This window comes from Helicobacter pylori oki112 (assembly GCF_000600085.1).
Classification (GTDB): Bacteria; Campylobacterota; Campylobacteria; order Campylobacterales; family Helicobacteraceae; genus Helicobacter; species Helicobacter pylori_CY.
Window position 1 is genome coordinate 1,141,478 of sequence record NZ_CP006821.1, and the last position, 14,258, is coordinate 1,155,735.

Sequence of the window (14,258 nt, forward strand, 5' to 3'; positions counted from 1 at the left end):
AAACGCTAAAAAGGGTTTTAAATGGATGATTTGCAAGAAATAATGGAAGACTTCTTGATTGAAGCCTTTGAAATGAACGAGCAATTGGATCAGGATTTAGTGGAATTGGAGCATAACCCTGAAGATTTGGACTTGCTCAATCGCATTTTTAGAGTCGCTCACACCATTAAAGGCTCTAGCTCGTTTTTGAATCTTAACATTCTCACGCACCTCACGCACAACATGGAAGATGTCTTGAATCGCGCCAGAAAGGGCGAAATCAAAATCACGCCTGATATTATGGATGTCGTGTTGCGCTCCATTGATTTGATGAAAACCTTACTCGTAACGATTAGAGATACCGGCTCTGATACCAATAACGGCAAGGAAAACGAGATTGAAGAAGCGGTCAAACAGCTTCAAGCCATTACAAGCCAAAATTTAGAGGGCGCTAAAGAAGGGACTAAAGAAGCCCCCAAAAAAGAAAATGAAAAAGAAGCGAAAGAAGAAGCGAAAGAAGAAAATATAAAAGAAAATCAAGAAAACAAGGCAAAAGCCCCTACTGCAGAAAATTCCGCAAGCGATAACCCTCTAGCCGATGAGCCGGATTTGGATTACACTAACATGAGCGCTGAAGAAGTGGAAGCGGAGATTGAGCGGCTGTTGAACAAACGCCAAGAGGCCGATAAAGAACGAAGAGCTCAAAAAAAGCAAGAAGCCAAACCTAAACAAGAAGTTGCCCCCCAAACAGAAATCTCTAAAACAGAAACCCCTAAAACAGAAACCCCTAAAACAGAAACCCCTAAAACAGAAACCCCTAAAGCCCCTAAAACCGAAACTAAAGCTAAGGCTAAAGCAGATACTGAAGAAAATAAAGCCCCCTCTATTGGCGTGGAGCAAACCGTTAGGGTGGATGTGCGCCGCTTGGATCACTTAATGAATTTAATCGGTGAGCTTGTGTTGGGCAAGAATCGCTTGATTAGGATTTATAGCGATGTGGAAGAACGCTATGATGGGGAAAAGTTTTTAGAGGAATTAAACCAGGTGGTTTCTTCTATTTCAGCGGTAACGACAGACTTGCAGCTTGCGGTAATGAAAACCAGGATGCAACCAGTGGGCAAAGTGTTCAATAAATTCCCTCGCATGGTAAGGGATTTGAGCCGGGAATTAGGCAAAAGCATTGAATTAATCATTGAGGGCGAAGAAACCGAGTTAGACAAATCCATTGTAGAAGAGATTGGCGATCCGCTCATTCACATTATCCGTAACTCATGCGATCATGGGATTGAGCCTTTAGAAGAAAGAAGAAGGCTTAACAAGCCTGAAACCGGTAAAGTGCAATTGAGCGCGTATAATGAGGGTAACCACATTGTGATTAAAATCTCTGATGACGGCAAGGGGCTAGACCCTGTGATGCTTAAAGAAAAAGCGATTGAAAAAGGGGTGATTAGCGAAAGAGACGCTGAAGGCATGAGCGATAGGGAAGCGTTTAACCTCATTTTCAAGCCAGGCTTTTCTACCGCAAAAGTCGTTTCCAATGTTTCAGGCAGAGGCGTGGGCATGGATGTGGTGAAAACCAATATTGAAAAGCTCAATGGGATCATTGAAATTGATTCAGAAGTGGGGGTAGGCACGACTCAAAAGCTTAAAATCCCTCTCACTCTGGCTATCATTCAAGCTTTACTCGTGGGCGTTCAAGAAGAGTATTACGCTATCCCGCTTTCTTCAGTGTTAGAAACCGTGCGTATCAGTCAGGATGAAATCTACACCGTTGATGGCAAGAGCGTGTTGCGTTTGAGAGATGAGGTACTTTCTTTGGTGCGCCTTTCTGATATTTTTAAAGTGGATGCTATTTTGGAATCCAACTCAGATGTGTATGTGGTTATCATTGGCTTGGCCGATCAAAAAATTGGCGTGATCGTGGATTATTTAATCGGTCAAGAAGAAGTGGTCATCAAATCTTTAGGCTACTATCTTAAAAACACTAGAGGCATTGCTGGCGCTACGGTGAGAGGCGATGGGAAAATCACGCTCATTGTGGATGTGGGAGCGATGATGGATATGGCAAAAAGTATCAAGGTCAATATCACTACCTTAATGAATGAATCCGAAAACACCAAGAGCAAAAATTCCCCTAGCGATTATATTGTCTTAGCGATTGATGATAGCAGCACGGATAGAGCGATTATCCGCAAATGTTTAAAACCATTAGGCATCACGCTTTTAGAGGCCACTAACGGGTTAGAGGGCTTAGAAATGCTTAAAAATGGCGATAAGATTCCGGACGCTATTTTAGTGGATATTGAAATGCCCAAGATGGACGGCTACACTTTCGCTTCTGAAGTGCGTAAATACAATAAATTCAAAAACCTGCCTTTGATTGCAGTAACCAGTCGGGTAACCAAAACCGATAGGATGCGCGGCGTTGAATCCGGCATGACTGAATACATCACCAAACCTTATAGCGGCGAGTATTTAACCACCGTAGTGAAGCGTAGCATTAAATTAGAAGGAGACCAATCGTGAGCAATCAATTAAAAGATTTATTTGAAAAACAAAAAGAAGCTAATGCAGGTTCTAAACAAGAAGACAATGAAGAAATTTTGCAATTCATTGGCTTTATTATTGGCGATGAAGAATACGCCATTCCTATTTTGAATATTTTAGAGATCGTCAAACCCATTGGTTACACACGAGTCCCTGAGACCCCAAACTATGTGCTTGGTGTGTTCAATTTAAGGGGTAATGTCTTCCCGTTGATTAGCCTGCGTTTAAAATTTGGCTTGAAAGCTGAAAAGCAAAACAAAGACACTCGTTATCTGGTGGTGTGCCATAACGATCAGATCGCTGGGTTTTTCATTGATCGCTTAACTGAAGCCATTCGCATCAAGCAAACGGATATTGATCCGGTGCCAGAAACTTTGAGCGATAACAACAATTTAACTTATGGCATTGGGAAACAAAACGACAGACTCGTAACCATTTTAAGAGTGGAAGAAATCTTAAAAAAAGACTTTTAAAAATTTTAGTTTATCCATAAGTGGGCTTTGAGAAAGACTTATTCCATCAAAAAGCTTGGTTTTAATCAAGCGATAACCAGCGTTTGATTGGAAACAGAGTTTTTATGTTTTCTTTTAAACATAGCGTGAAGCTTTTTTAAACGGATTAAAGAGAACTTCTTATTTTGTCAGTCTTTATCACCCACACTTTTTAATGAGTGGGGCTTTTTGCATTGAAACTTGCTAGATTGTAGCCCCCTCCTTCTAAAGATTTCCTATTCCAACACTTTTAAAAGCACTTCATAATTAGGCTCTTCTAAAATGTTTTGAACGATTTCTTTATAGATAACCACTCCCTTATCATCAAGAACAAACACCGATCGAGTGAGCAAGCCTTGCATAGAGCCTTTGCCTAACAGCACGCCGTAATTTTCCCCAAAAGCCTTATACCTAAAATCGCTTAAGACTCTTAAGTCCTTAATGCCTTCAGCACCGCAAATTTGTCCTTGAGAAAAAGGTAAGTCCATAGAAATAACGCTAAAACTCACAGAAGGCAGTTTGCCGACTTGCTCATTGAAGCGCTTGGCTTGGAGCAAGCAAACCGATCCGGTTAAGCTAGGAAGCGAGCTAATGACTTGAAAACGCACGCCTGGCTTCAATAAACTGACTTCTTGCAAATCGCCATTCACCAATTTCACATCAGGAGCTTTATCGCCCACTTTTAAGGCTTTCCCTTCTAATTGGTATGTTTCTTCTTTAAAAGTAACTTTTTGCATTGTTAAATCCTTTCTAATTGAATTGCTATATTGCGTTAGAATAGTAGCCCATTAAGATTAACTCTTAACAAATTTAAAAAGAATTTGTTTAAAAAGTCGTTTTAATTTTAAAAAACCCCTTAAAACCCACAAAATTTGCATAACGATCAATTTTTAAGAAAAGATTTACCAAAAAGTATTAAAAAATGATTACAATACGGCTATCTGATCACAAGGAGAAAACATGTTTACATTACGAGAATTGCCTTTTGCTAAAGACAGCATGGGAGATTTTTTAAGCCCTGTAGCGTTTGATTTCCACCATGGGAAACACCATCAAACTTATGTGAATAATTTGAACAACCTCATCAAAGGCACAGATTTTGAGAAAAGTTCTTTGTTTGCTATTTTGACAAAATCTAGCGGAGGCGTGTTTAATAACGCCGCTCAAATTTATAACCACGATTTTTATTGGGATTGCCTAAGCCCTAAAGCGACTGCCTTAAGCGATGAGTTAAAAGGGGCTTTAGAAAAAGATTTCGGCTCATTAGAAAAATTTAAAGAAGACTTCATTAAGAGCGCGACCACTTTGTTTGGCTCTGGCTGGAATTGGGTGGCGTATAATTTAGACACTCAAAAAATTGAAATCATTCAAACGAGCAACGCTCAAACCCCAGTTACGGATAAAAAAGTGCCGCTTTTAGTGGTGGATGTGTGGGAGCATGCTTATTATATTGACCATAAAAACGCACGCCCTGTGTATTTGGAAAAATTCTATGGGCATATCAATTGGCATTTTGTTTCTCAATGCTATGAATGGGCGAAAAAAGAAGGCTTAGGCTCAGTGGATTACTACATCAACGAGTTGGTGCATAAAAAAGCTTAAGCGTTAGCGCTGTTGTGGTTTAAAGATTTTTAAACCACGCTTCTTTTTTGAATGAAAGACACTCTGTTTAATCAATCTCTAAACAAACGCTTTTGTTTTGATGAGAAAGTCGCTCATGTTTTTGACGACATGCTGGAACGCTCCATCCCCTATTACCATGAAATGTTAGATTTGGGGGCGTATTTTATCGCTCAAAATTTAAAAGAAAATACCAATGCTAAGCCCTTGATTTATGATTTGGGCTGTTCTACCGGGAACTTTTTTATCGCGCTTAACCAACAAATCCAACAAGATATTGAGCTTGTAGGGATTGACAATTCCATGCCCATGCTTAAAAAAGCACAAGAAAAATTAAAAGATTTTAAAAATGCCCGTTTTGAATGCATGGATTTTTTAGAGGTTGAGTTTAAAGAAGCGAGCGCGTTTTCATTGCTTTTTGTGCTGCAATTTGTCCGCCCCATGCAAAGAGAGGTGTTGCTCAAAAAGATTTATAACAGCCTTGCGTTGAATGGGGTTTTATTGGTGGGCGAAAAGATCATGAGCGAAGATCGGATATTAGACAAGCAAATGATAGAGCTATACTACCTTTATAAACAAAATCAAGGCTATAGCCACAATGAAATCGCTTTCAAAAGGGAAGCGTTAGAAAATGTGCTTGTGCCTTATAGTTTAAAAGAAAATGTCGCTCTTTTAGAAAGCGTGGGGTTTAAGCATGTAGAAGCGCTGTTTAAATGGGTGAATTTCACGCTGTTAGTTGCCAGAAAAACATGAGTTTTTTAAAATAATATATCAAACTTGAGTTTTTAAAAAATATCCACAGGATCCATATTCACGCTGCAAGGGATATTAGGAGCGGTTTTTAAAAACGCATGCACGCTTTTGATTAGGCTTAAAGGGTTTTTGGAACGCAATAAAATAAGGTAGCGGTAAGAAGAAGCGATTTTTTCAATGGGGGCTTTAAAGCTAGAGAGCGTTACGCCCTTTTCTAAACATGAAGAAAGGGTTTGAGAGGCTTTTAGGCTCAATTGTTGGGCTTTTTCTTCGTTTTTATGCTTAAACTCTAATAAACACAGCCTTGAAAAAGGCGGGTAGAGTTCGCACCTTTCTTGCAATTCGTATTGTAAAAAATCTTCATAATCTTCTAAGAAATTTTCTAATAGATCCGTTTCGGTGCTTTGAATGAACACTTGGCCAGAAATTTGCCTAGCGCTCCTCCCAGCGATTTGATAAAGTAGCGACACACCTTCTTCTAAAGCCCTGTAACTATTGGATTTAATGATATTGTCTATGCCTAAAACAACCGCTAAACTCACTTTAGCGTAATCATGCCCTTTGCTTATCATTTGAGTGCCGATTAAGATATTGGTTTTTTGAGCGTTGAAATCGTTTAAAATATTGTGGAGTTTTTTTGGCGTGCTGGTGTGATCTTTATCTAAAATGGCTATTTTAGCGCCTTTCAAAAGGCCTTCCAACTCGTTCAACACTTGCATGGTGCCTATCCTTTTACCCACTAAAACCTCGCTTTGACACGCGCTGCAAATTTTAGGGATAGGGCTTGAAAAATGGCAATAGTGGCACATGAGTTTGTGGGTTTTTAAATGCAAACTCATATTCACGCTGCAAAAGGGGCATTGAACGCTTTTATAACAATTTTGACACAGCAAGGTTTTGAAATTAGCTCTTGTAGGCACAAAAATAATGGCTTGCTCGTTTTTGTCTATAACTTGTTTTAGCGCTTCTAGGAGTTTGGGCGTGATAAAACGCTCGGTTTTTTCAAAAATAATGTTTTTTTGCGTAGGCGTGTAGCGCCCCTTTAAGCGCACTAAAGCCTTATCTTTAAAGCGTTTGTAACTATTTAGACTTGGCGTAGCAGAGCCTAAAATCACTTGAATAGGGAATTTATGGGATAAATACAAGCATAAATCCCTAGCGTTATACATAGGGCTTTGATGAGATTTATAAGAAAAGTCATGCTCTTCATCTACAATGATTAAACCCAACTCCTTAAGGGGTAAAAACAACGCACTTCGTGTGCCTACCACCAATTTGATTTCTTGCGAATAAAGCTTTTCTAAAAATTGTTTTTTTTGGGCTTGAGAGAGTTTGCTATGCCACAAGCCTAAATTTTCTTTAAAGACCCTTTTAAGGCGTTGTTGCATTTGAGGGGTGAGGGCGATTTCTGGCACTAACAATAAAGCGCTTTTTTTTTGCTCTAAAGTTTGAGCGATTGAATGCATATAAATCTCGGTTTTTCCGCTACCCGTATCGCCAAAGAGCAAACTTGCTGAATGTTTTTGCAATTCTTTTAAAGCGTTTGTTTGCGTTTGGCTTAACGCATTAAGAACGGGCTCAATTTTTTCTAACCCCACCAAATCGCATTCTTTAAAAGGGGTAAAAAGATTTAAGACTGAAGAAAGATTAGCCGAGTAATATTGAGCGATAAATAGAGCGAGCTCTATTTGAAAGGGGAGTAAAAAATAAGGGGTTTTTTCTAATTCTAGGCATTCAAAAGAGGGTTTTGAAACTTCTTCAAGAACGACGCCCAAAAGCGTTTTATTCCTTAAATGGATATTGACTAACGCCCCTTTAAGGTGTCGCTCTTTAGAAAAGTAAGTTAAAGGGGGGGTTTTGTTCTTTAAAGGAGCGATTAAGTGATAGAACATGATGAGATTTTTTCTAAAAGCTTTTGGAGTTCATTGTGCAAATACTCGTTTTGACAACTTTCATGCAAATAATCCTTCAAAAGCTCTAATGCGTTTAATTCTTGGTTATGGAAACGCTCCTTTAGGGTGCGTTTCATCTCATCGCTAAAGGTGTTATTGAGAGAGATTTTATAGCGTTTGCCTAAATAAGTGATTTCTAAGCTATCGTTTTCTGAATGCATGTTTTTAATGGTTTATGACAATAAATCAGAGATTTTGTCATAAAGACCTTGAATGCCCTTATCTTTAGCGCTCAATTCATCGTATAAAATAGCGATTTGAATGTCTTTTTCTTCATTTTGCGCATTCAGCGTGGTGTTTGCTTGGCGTAAAGCGTTCAACTCTTCTTCTTGTTTTTTGATTTTTTCAATCAATTCATCAATTTTAGCGCCCAATTGGTTTAACAAACTTAAAGATTGCATAATAAGCCTTTCATGGTTTTTAAAAGTTATTATATCAAAGCTATTGAATTATCGCAAAATACCCCTATCCCCTTAATAAAGTAACTAAAACCCCATGTTTTAAACCATTCTTATGGCGGTATTTGGTATTTTTGATTACCATAAAGCAACAAGATAGAAAGCTTGACATGGGAGTAATAAATGCAAAAAAATATATTAAAAATGACTCTATTGTTGGTTTTCCTCTTTTTAAGAAACGCTGTTGGTTTAGAGGAGAAAAACGCAGATCCTAAAAGCGTTCAAAATACGCCCAAAAATTTACCCCCTATCCAATTAAGGCTCAATCAAGTCCATGAAGAACTTATAGAAATGTTGGATAATATGGGGAAAGGCACGCAGTATGAGTTCCCTAAAATCAAAGAAATCCTGGAGCAAAGCGAAGAAGAATGGCTCAAAGTCGCCCATGAAGAATGCGTGGCGTTGGTTATGCTAATAAGCCCTAAGGCTTCTATTGAACACAGCCCTATTTATAAGAATTGCTATGAAGCTTATGTGAAGCAAAGAATCCATGATTTATATGATTTTTATATAGAAAGCAAAAAGGTGAAAAGAAAAATCAAGAAAGCCCATAAGCAAGAGACTGCTATTAACCAATCCCAGCCCTTAAAAAAAGAGCCGCCTAAAAACGAGAATAAAAAAAGCTTAGTCAAACCTAGCTTAAAAGATGCGGGTATCCCTAAAGGGTATTACTTGCAAATTGGGGCTTTTTTGAACGCGCCCAGTAAGGATTTTTTGCAAACGCTTAAAACTTTCCCTTACCAAATAAAGAAAAAAGACTCCCTCACGCATTATTTTATTGGCCCTTATAAAACGAAAGAAGAAGCCCTAAAACAGCTTGAAAATGCGGCTAAAAATTTTAAAAATAAGCCTGTGTTGGTGGAAAAGTGATTTTTACTCAGTTTGATTGGATCTTATAAAACCACCCAGCTATTAGCGCGACAAACAAACTCGCACCCAAAAACACATAACCTATCATTTTATAAAGGGGGATAAAATTTTTTTGAATTTCTTCTTCTGCAATAATGATTTTAGAAACCCCTAAGCGGTTAGTTGGGGTGCTGTCTGTGAAGTAAAAGCCTTGTTTTTTAAACGCAAAATAAGGGGTTTTGATTGCGTCATTTTTAAAAGAGGCCACAAACGCCCCGATATTAGAAAACTTGACTTTATTGTCTGCATCTAATAAGACAAAGGGGGTGTTTTTGAATCGTTCTTCTAAGATTTTTAAAGGCTCTAAAGAAGAGGCATTATCCAATTCTAAAAGGCTTTTAGCGATCGCATCAGCGGTGTATTGCATGCGTATTTGGATGTTTTCTAAGAGGTTATTTTTCGCATAAAAGAAAAATAACGCTAACAAAACCCCCACTAAAAGCAAGGTAGAAAGGGCGTAAATGATTAAAAAACGCTTTTTAAAAGAATAGGGCATGACAGACCTTTATAGCAAGTTGGATAACACAGCTTTTTAGAATTAAAAACGCTCAAAAATAGCCCCTTTTTTCTACCATGTTTATTTAATTTTATGGTAAATTCTTGAAAAATTGTTATAATTCCTACACTTTTTATTGGTAAATTAATTGAGAAAGGAGTTTAGAACATGCTTGAAATATGGATAGATATGATAATTTGTATTTTTTATTTGCTCTTTTTTACGACTCCTTACATTATAGGCGATATTTTGCAATTGAAATTTATCCGTCAAAAGCTCTGCGAGAAGCCTGTTTTACTCCCACAAAAGGATTATGAAGAAGCGGGAAATTACGCCATTAGGAAAATGCAATTATCCATTATTTCTCAAATTTTAGACGGGATCATCTTTGCTGGTTGGGTCTTTTTTGGTTTGACGCATTTAGAAGATTTGACGCATTATTTAAACCTTTCTGAAACGCTAGGTTACTTGGTGTTTACCTTGTTATTTTTAGCGATTCAAAGCGTTTTATCCTTACCCATTAGCTACTACACCATCATGCATTTGGATAAGGAGTTTGGCTTTTCTAAGGTGAGTTTGTCGTTGTTTTTTAAGGATTTTTTCAAAGGATTATTGCTCACTTTAAGCGTGGGATTGTTGTTGATTTACATTCTCATTACGATCATTGAACATGTGGAGCATTGGGAGATTAGCTCGTTTTTTGTCGTGTTTGTTTTTATGATCTTGGCTAATCTTTTTTACCCTAAAATCGCCCAGCTTTTCAATCAATTCACCCCCTTGAATAATAGGGATTTGGAGAGTCAAATTGAGAGCATGATGGATAAGGTGGGTTTTAAATCTGAAGGCATTTTTGTGATGGACGCTAGCAAGAGGGATGGGCGTTTGAATGCGTATTTTGGGGGCTTGGGTAAAAACAAGCGGGTGGTGTTGTTTGACACTTTGATCTCTAAAGTTGGGACAGAAGGGCTTTTAGCCATTTTAGGGCATGAATTAGGGCATTTTAAAAATAAGGATTTACTGAAAAGTTTAGGGATTATGGGAGGCTTGCTCGCTCTTGTTTTTGCTTTGATCGCTCATTTGCCACCGTTGGTTTTTGAAGGCTTTAATGTTTCACAAACGCCAGCGAGTTTGATTGCGATTTTACTCTTGTTTTTGCCGGTATTTTCTTTTTACGCTATGCCTTTGATCGGGTTTTTTAGCCGAAAGAATGAATACAATGCGGACAAATTTGGGGCGAGTTTAAGCTCTAAAGAAGTTTTAGCCAAAGCGTTAGTGTCTATTGTGAGCGAGAATAAAGCGTTCCCCTATTCGCACCCTTTTTATGTTTTCTTGCATTTCACGCACCCGCCCCTATTAGAGCGCTTGAAAGCTTTGGATTATGAAATTGAATGACCCTTTCACAAGCCCTAAACAAAGCCAAAAAAGAATTATCGCAAAAAGGTTTTAGGGGGGGCTTAGAGTCTGAAATTTTATTAGGCTTTGTCTTGAAAAAAGAAAGGGTTTTTTTGCACACGCATGCTTATTTAGAGTTAAACCACAAAGAAGAGGCACGCTTTTTTGAATGGGTAGAAAAGCGTTTGAATGACTGCCCCATAGAGTATTTATTAGAAAGCTGTGATTTTTATGGGCACTCTTTTTTCGTGAATGAGCATGTTTTAATCCCACGGCCTGAAACGGAGATTTTAGTCAAAAAAGCCCTGGATATTATTTCTCAATACCACTTAAAAAAAATAGGCGAAATAGGCATAGGGAGCGCTTGCGTGTCTGTTAGTTTGGCTTTAGAAAACCCCAAAATTTCCATTCATGCGAGCGATATTTCACCAAAAGCTTTAGAAGTGGCGTCCAAAAATATTGAACGCTTTAATTTAAAAGATCGTGTTTTTTTAAAAAAAACGCATCTTTGGGATCGCATGCCAACGATACAAATGCTTGTCTCTAACCCGCCCTATATCGCTAGAGATTATCCTTTGGAAAAATCCGTTCTCAAAGAACCGCATGAAGCCCTTTTTGGGGGGGTTAAGGGCGATGAAATCTTAAAAGAAATCATCTTTTTAGCCGCTGAATTAAAAATCCCTTTTTTGGCTTGTGAAATGGGGTATGACCAGTTAAAAAGCTTGAAAGAATGCTTGGAATTTTGCGGTTATGATGCGGAGTTTTACAAGGATTTGAGCGGCTTTGATAGAGGGTTCATAGGCGTTTTAAAAAGTTTTTTAAGATAAAGTTAAAACTTAATTACCCTTTTAGTGTTACAATAAAAACACTTAAAATAATAAAGGATGCCGCTATGTATATTGAAAAAATCCTCCAATCTTTACAGAAAAAATACTCCTATCAAAAAGAGTTCCATCAAGCCGTCTATGAAGCTATCACTTCTTTAAAACCCCTTTTAGACAGCGATAAAAGTTATGAAAAACATGCCATTTTAGAGCGTTTGATTGAGCCTGAAAGGGAGATTTTTTTTAGGGTGTGTTGGCTAGATGATAACAACCAGATTCAGGTCAATCGGGGGTGTAGGGTTGAATTCAATTCAGCGATTGGCCCTTATAAGGGGGGTTTGAGATTCCACCCTAGCGTGAATGAAAGCGTGATCAAGTTTTTAGGCTTTGAGCAAGTGTTGAAAAATTCGCTCACCACTTTGGCTATGGGGGGTGCTAAGGGGGGGAGCGATTTTGACCCTAAAGGAAAGAGCGAGCATGAGATCATGCGTTTTTGCCAGGCGTTCATGAATGAATTATACCGCCATATTGGGGCTACGACTGATGTGCCAGCCGGGGATATTGGAGTGGGTGAAAGAGAGATTGGCTATCTGTTTGGGCAATATAAAAAATTAGTCAATCGTTTTGAGGGCGTATTGACCGGTAAAGGGCTCACTTATGGGGGGAGCTTGTGCAGAAAAGAAGCTACCGGTTATGGGTGCGTGTATTTTGCTGAAGAAATGTTGCAAGAAAGGAACAGCTCTTTAGAAGGTAAGGTTTGCTGCGTTTCTGGGAGCGGTAATGTCGCTATTTATACCATTGAAAAATTGCTTCAAATAGGAGCCAAACCGGTAACGGCGAGCGATTCTAATGGCATGATTTATGATAAAGACGGCATTGATTTAGAGCTTTTGAAAGAGATTAAAGAAGCGCGTCGTGGGAGGATCAAAGAATACGCCCTACAAAAACCAAGCGCGAAATACACCCCCACAGAAAATTACCCCAAAGGGGGGAATGCTGTATGGCATGTGCCTTGTTTTGCGGCTTTTCCTAGCGCGACCGAGAATGAATTGAGCGTTTTAGACGCTAAAACCCTCCTTTCTAACGGGTGTAAATGCGTGGCTGAAGGGGCGAACATGCCCTCAAGCAATGAAGCGATTGAATTGTTTTTACAGGCTAAGATCTCTTATGGCATAGGCAAGGCGGCTAATGCTGGGGGGGTGAGCGTGAGCGGCTTGGAAATGGCACAAAATGCGAGCATGCACCCTTGGAGTTTTGAATTGGTGGACGCGAAATTGCACCACATCATGAAAGAGATTTATAAGAATGTCTCTCAAACCGCTAAAGAGTTTAAAGACCCTACTAATTTTGTTTTAGGGGCTAATATCGCTGGTTTTAGAAAAGTAGCGTCTGCGATGATAGCGCAAGGGGTTTGATTGATCTATCTTACCAACCTATTTTCTAACCCACCCCCTTATGGCACGCAACAAGGGTAAGAATTTTTGATAAATTTTGCGATAGATTTTAAAAGAGGTGTTTTGGGATAGCTCCAAAAGAGGGGTAGCCTTTGATAAGAGGCGTTCATGATCTCTTCTCAAATCATCATGATCTCTTCTCAAATCATCATGATCTCTTCTCAAATCATCATGATCTCTTCTCAAATCATCATGATCTCTTCTCAAATCATCATGATCTCTTCTCAAATCATCATAATTAACCCTCAAATCATCATGATCTCTTCTCAACCCATCAACAGACACTAACGGCTCATTCAAATCACGATGAAGAGCAGAATAATGGGCATCATTGCAATGATAAATCGTATCGTTTTCTAAAATCGTTTTAAAAAAATCCAGGATCTTTTCAAAACTCAAATCTTGGTAAAAACCAGCTTTCCCATCAATGGTGTTTAAAGGGTTTTCATAGAGCATGTCTAAATAAGCGTTTTGGTGCGCGTGCAAATATCTGATATAGTCAATCGCTTCATCAAAGTTTTTAAAATCATGCACATTCACAAAACTTTTAGGGTTAAAATCTTTCGCCACGCTGGGACTCCCCCAATAAATAGGAATGGTATGGCTGAAATACGCGTCAAGGATTTTTTCGGTTACATAGCCATAGCCTTGTGAATTTTCAAAACAGAGATTGAATTTGTATTGGCTTAAAAATTCGTTTTTGTTTTTGACCTTATAGCCTAAAGTGTTTTTCACGCTTCCTCCCCCAGCCACTGGCTCTATAGAATTTAAAGCGTCATAGAAAGCGTTCCTAACAGGAGCGTTAGCGTTGCTCGCAACAAAACTGGCAAACCCTCTTTTCAAAGGATCGCTTTCATTATGGATTAGCGCGCATAAATTGGGGTGGTTTTCTTTAAATTTATGGGAGGGTTTTTTTAAAGTATAAAGGCTGTCAGCTTTGAGTTTATAGGGTGAAGTGGTGTCATTAACGATCTCGGCTTTATAATGCAAATAGGCGTAATACAAAGGCATTCTCAAATAACGATCGTTAAAATCTAATTCATCAAAGCCTATGGCGTAATCAAAAAGGTTGAAATTGGGCGCTTCATTTTCGCCGGTGTAAAACACTCGTTTGGTGTTTTGATAGGATAAGATTTTTCTGGCTTGTTCCAAAGGATTGCCAAAGACTAGATCTGAGGGTTCATTGGGGTTGTTGTGTAGAATGATTTTATAGCGTTGTTTTAGGATGACATGCAAAATGAAGTCTCTGAATCCTTTTTTTTCGCTATTTTTTAAGGGCCACCAATTGGCTAGGGCTACATTTAATGGGGGCTTATGGGTTGTTTCATCTAAATGGGTGCTGTCTATGAAAGCGCCTAGTAAGGGCTGGAACATTCTTATCCT

The 14,258-nt window shown here is 38.6% G+C and carries 14 protein-coding genes; 8 read left to right on the plus strand and 6 right to left on the minus strand.

The features are described from left to right. Window positions 1–21: 21 nt before the first annotated feature. The gene (cheAY2, locus tag HPOKI112_RS05390; RefSeq protein WP_025309914.1) at window positions 22–2,505 is read left to right on the plus strand and encodes a chemotaxis histidine kinase/response regulator CheAY2; all 2,484 of its coding nucleotides are present in this window, start codon (window positions 22–24) and stop codon (window positions 2,503–2,505) included. After that, window positions 2,502–2,999 carry a chemotaxis protein CheW gene (cheW, locus tag HPOKI112_RS05395; protein ID WP_025309915.1) on the plus strand — a complete coding sequence of 166 codons (498 nt, stop codon included), beginning with the start codon at window positions 2,502–2,504 and terminating at the stop codon, window positions 2,997–2,999. The genes cheAY2 and cheW overlap by 4 nt, the downstream gene beginning before the upstream one ends. Before the next feature lie 254 nt (window positions 3,000–3,253). Here the strand turns inward: cheW and tpx are convergent, their stop codons facing one another. After that, window positions 3,254–3,754, minus strand: a complete 501-nt coding sequence (gene tpx, locus HPOKI112_RS05400; protein WP_025309916.1) for a thiol peroxidase — start codon at window positions 3,752–3,754, stop codon at window positions 3,254–3,256. 223 nt (window positions 3,755–3,977) lie between these two features. On the opposite strand from tpx, the gene sodB reads away from it, so the two are divergent. Then, on the plus strand, window positions 3,978–4,619 hold the full coding sequence (sodB, locus tag HPOKI112_RS05405) for a superoxide dismutase [Fe] (RefSeq protein ID WP_025223043.1): 642 nt from the start codon (window positions 3,978–3,980) through the stop codon (window positions 4,617–4,619). Window positions 4,620–4,670: 51 nt separating this feature from the next. Beyond that, on the plus strand, window positions 4,671–5,390 hold the full coding sequence (gene cmoA / locus HPOKI112_RS05410) for a carboxy-S-adenosyl-L-methionine synthase CmoA (protein ID WP_025223044.1): 720 nt from the start codon (window positions 4,671–4,673) through the stop codon (window positions 5,388–5,390). A 32-nt stretch (window positions 5,391–5,422) separates the two neighbouring features. Here the strand turns inward: cmoA and HPOKI112_RS05415 are convergent, their stop codons facing one another. Genes HPOKI112_RS05415 through HPOKI112_RS05425 form a run of 3 tightly spaced genes read right to left on the minus strand, consistent with a single transcriptional unit; the run spans window position 5,423 to window position 7,743 of the window. Beyond that, window positions 5,423–7,282 carry a primosomal protein N' gene (locus HPOKI112_RS05415; RefSeq protein ID WP_025309917.1) on the minus strand — a complete coding sequence of 620 codons (1,860 nt, stop codon included), beginning with the start codon at window positions 7,280–7,282 and terminating at the stop codon, window positions 5,423–5,425. Next, on the minus strand, window positions 7,267–7,503 hold the full coding sequence (locus tag HPOKI112_RS05420) for a hypothetical protein (protein WP_000555364.1): 237 nt from the start codon (window positions 7,501–7,503) through the stop codon (window positions 7,267–7,269). Before HPOKI112_RS05420 ends, HPOKI112_RS05415 begins: the two co-directional genes overlap by 16 nt. 12 nt (window positions 7,504–7,515) lie before the next feature. Continuing rightward, a complete protein-coding gene (locus tag HPOKI112_RS05425; protein WP_001191188.1) occupies window positions 7,516–7,743 on the minus strand; it encodes a hypothetical protein in 228 nt (75 codons plus the stop codon). Window positions 7,744–7,923: 180 nt separating this feature from the next. On the opposite strand from HPOKI112_RS05425, the gene HPOKI112_RS05430 reads away from it, so the two are divergent. Further along, window positions 7,924–8,670: an SPOR domain-containing protein gene (locus HPOKI112_RS05430; RefSeq protein WP_025309918.1), complete on the plus strand. Its 747-nt coding sequence runs from the start codon at window positions 7,924–7,926 to the stop codon at window positions 8,668–8,670. 7 nt (window positions 8,671–8,677) lie between these two features. Here HPOKI112_RS05430 and HPOKI112_RS05435 read toward each other — a convergent pair whose 3' ends face one another. Then, a complete protein-coding gene (locus tag HPOKI112_RS05435) occupies window positions 8,678–9,205 on the minus strand; it encodes a hypothetical protein (RefSeq protein WP_025309919.1) in 528 nt (175 codons plus the stop codon). Between the two features lie 168 nt (window positions 9,206–9,373). Between HPOKI112_RS05435 and HPOKI112_RS05440 the strand changes: the two genes are divergently transcribed. The 3 genes from HPOKI112_RS05440 (at window position 9,374) to gdhA (ending at window position 12,836) form a co-directional block, all read left to right on the plus strand. Continuing rightward, window positions 9,374–10,597, plus strand: coding sequence for a M48 family metallopeptidase (locus tag HPOKI112_RS05440; RefSeq protein WP_025309920.1), 1,224 nt, complete (start codon window positions 9,374–9,376; stop codon window positions 10,595–10,597). Next, complete coding sequence (locus tag HPOKI112_RS05445) at window positions 10,594–11,424, plus strand: peptide chain release factor N(5)-glutamine methyltransferase (protein WP_025309921.1); 831 nt, start codon at window positions 10,594–10,596, stop codon at window positions 11,422–11,424. Before HPOKI112_RS05440 ends, HPOKI112_RS05445 begins: the two co-directional genes overlap by 4 nt. Window positions 11,425–11,489: 65 nt before the next feature. Beyond that, complete coding sequence (gene gdhA, locus HPOKI112_RS05450; RefSeq protein WP_025309922.1) at window positions 11,490–12,836, plus strand: NADP-specific glutamate dehydrogenase; 1,347 nt, start codon at window positions 11,490–11,492, stop codon at window positions 12,834–12,836. 18 nt (window positions 12,837–12,854) lie between these two features. Here the strand turns inward: gdhA and HPOKI112_RS05455 are convergent, their stop codons facing one another. Further along, on the minus strand, window positions 12,855–14,249 hold the full coding sequence (locus HPOKI112_RS05455; protein WP_025309923.1) for a glycosyltransferase family 10 domain-containing protein: 1,395 nt from the start codon (window positions 14,247–14,249) through the stop codon (window positions 12,855–12,857). Window positions 14,250–14,258: the final 9 nt, after the last annotated feature.

Coding starts and splice junctions, on each gene's coding strand:
- cheAY2 (WP_025309914.1), top strand. CDS start 22: ATGGATGATTTGCAAGAAATAATGGAAGACTTCTTGATTGAAGCCTTT.
- tpx (WP_025309916.1), bottom strand. CDS start 3,754: ATGCAAAAAGTTACTTTTAAAGAAGAAACATACCAATTAGAAGGGAAA.
- sodB (WP_025223043.1), top strand. CDS start 3,978: ATGTTTACATTACGAGAATTGCCTTTTGCTAAAGACAGCATGGGAGAT.
- cmoA (WP_025223044.1), top strand. CDS start 4,671: ATGAAAGACACTCTGTTTAATCAATCTCTAAACAAACGCTTTTGTTTT.
- HPOKI112_RS05415 (WP_025309917.1), bottom strand. CDS start 7,282: ATGTTCTATCACTTAATCGCTCCTTTAAAGAACAAAACCCCCCCTTTA.
- HPOKI112_RS05420 (WP_000555364.1), bottom strand. CDS start 7,503: ATGCATTCAGAAAACGATAGCTTAGAAATCACTTATTTAGGCAAACGC.
- HPOKI112_RS05425 (WP_001191188.1), bottom strand. CDS start 7,743: ATGCAATCTTTAAGTTTGTTAAACCAATTGGGCGCTAAAATTGATGAA.
- HPOKI112_RS05430 (WP_025309918.1), top strand. CDS start 7,924: ATGCAAAAAAATATATTAAAAATGACTCTATTGTTGGTTTTCCTCTTT.
- HPOKI112_RS05435 (WP_025309919.1), bottom strand. CDS start 9,205: ATGCCCTATTCTTTTAAAAAGCGTTTTTTAATCATTTACGCCCTTTCT.
- HPOKI112_RS05440 (WP_025309920.1), top strand. CDS start 9,374: ATGCTTGAAATATGGATAGATATGATAATTTGTATTTTTTATTTGCTC.
- HPOKI112_RS05445 (WP_025309921.1), top strand. CDS start 10,594: ATGACCCTTTCACAAGCCCTAAACAAAGCCAAAAAAGAATTATCGCAA.
- gdhA (WP_025309922.1), top strand. CDS start 11,490: ATGTATATTGAAAAAATCCTCCAATCTTTACAGAAAAAATACTCCTAT.
- HPOKI112_RS05455 (WP_025309923.1), bottom strand. CDS start 14,249: ATGTTCCAGCCCTTACTAGGCGCTTTCATAGACAGCACCCATTTAGAT.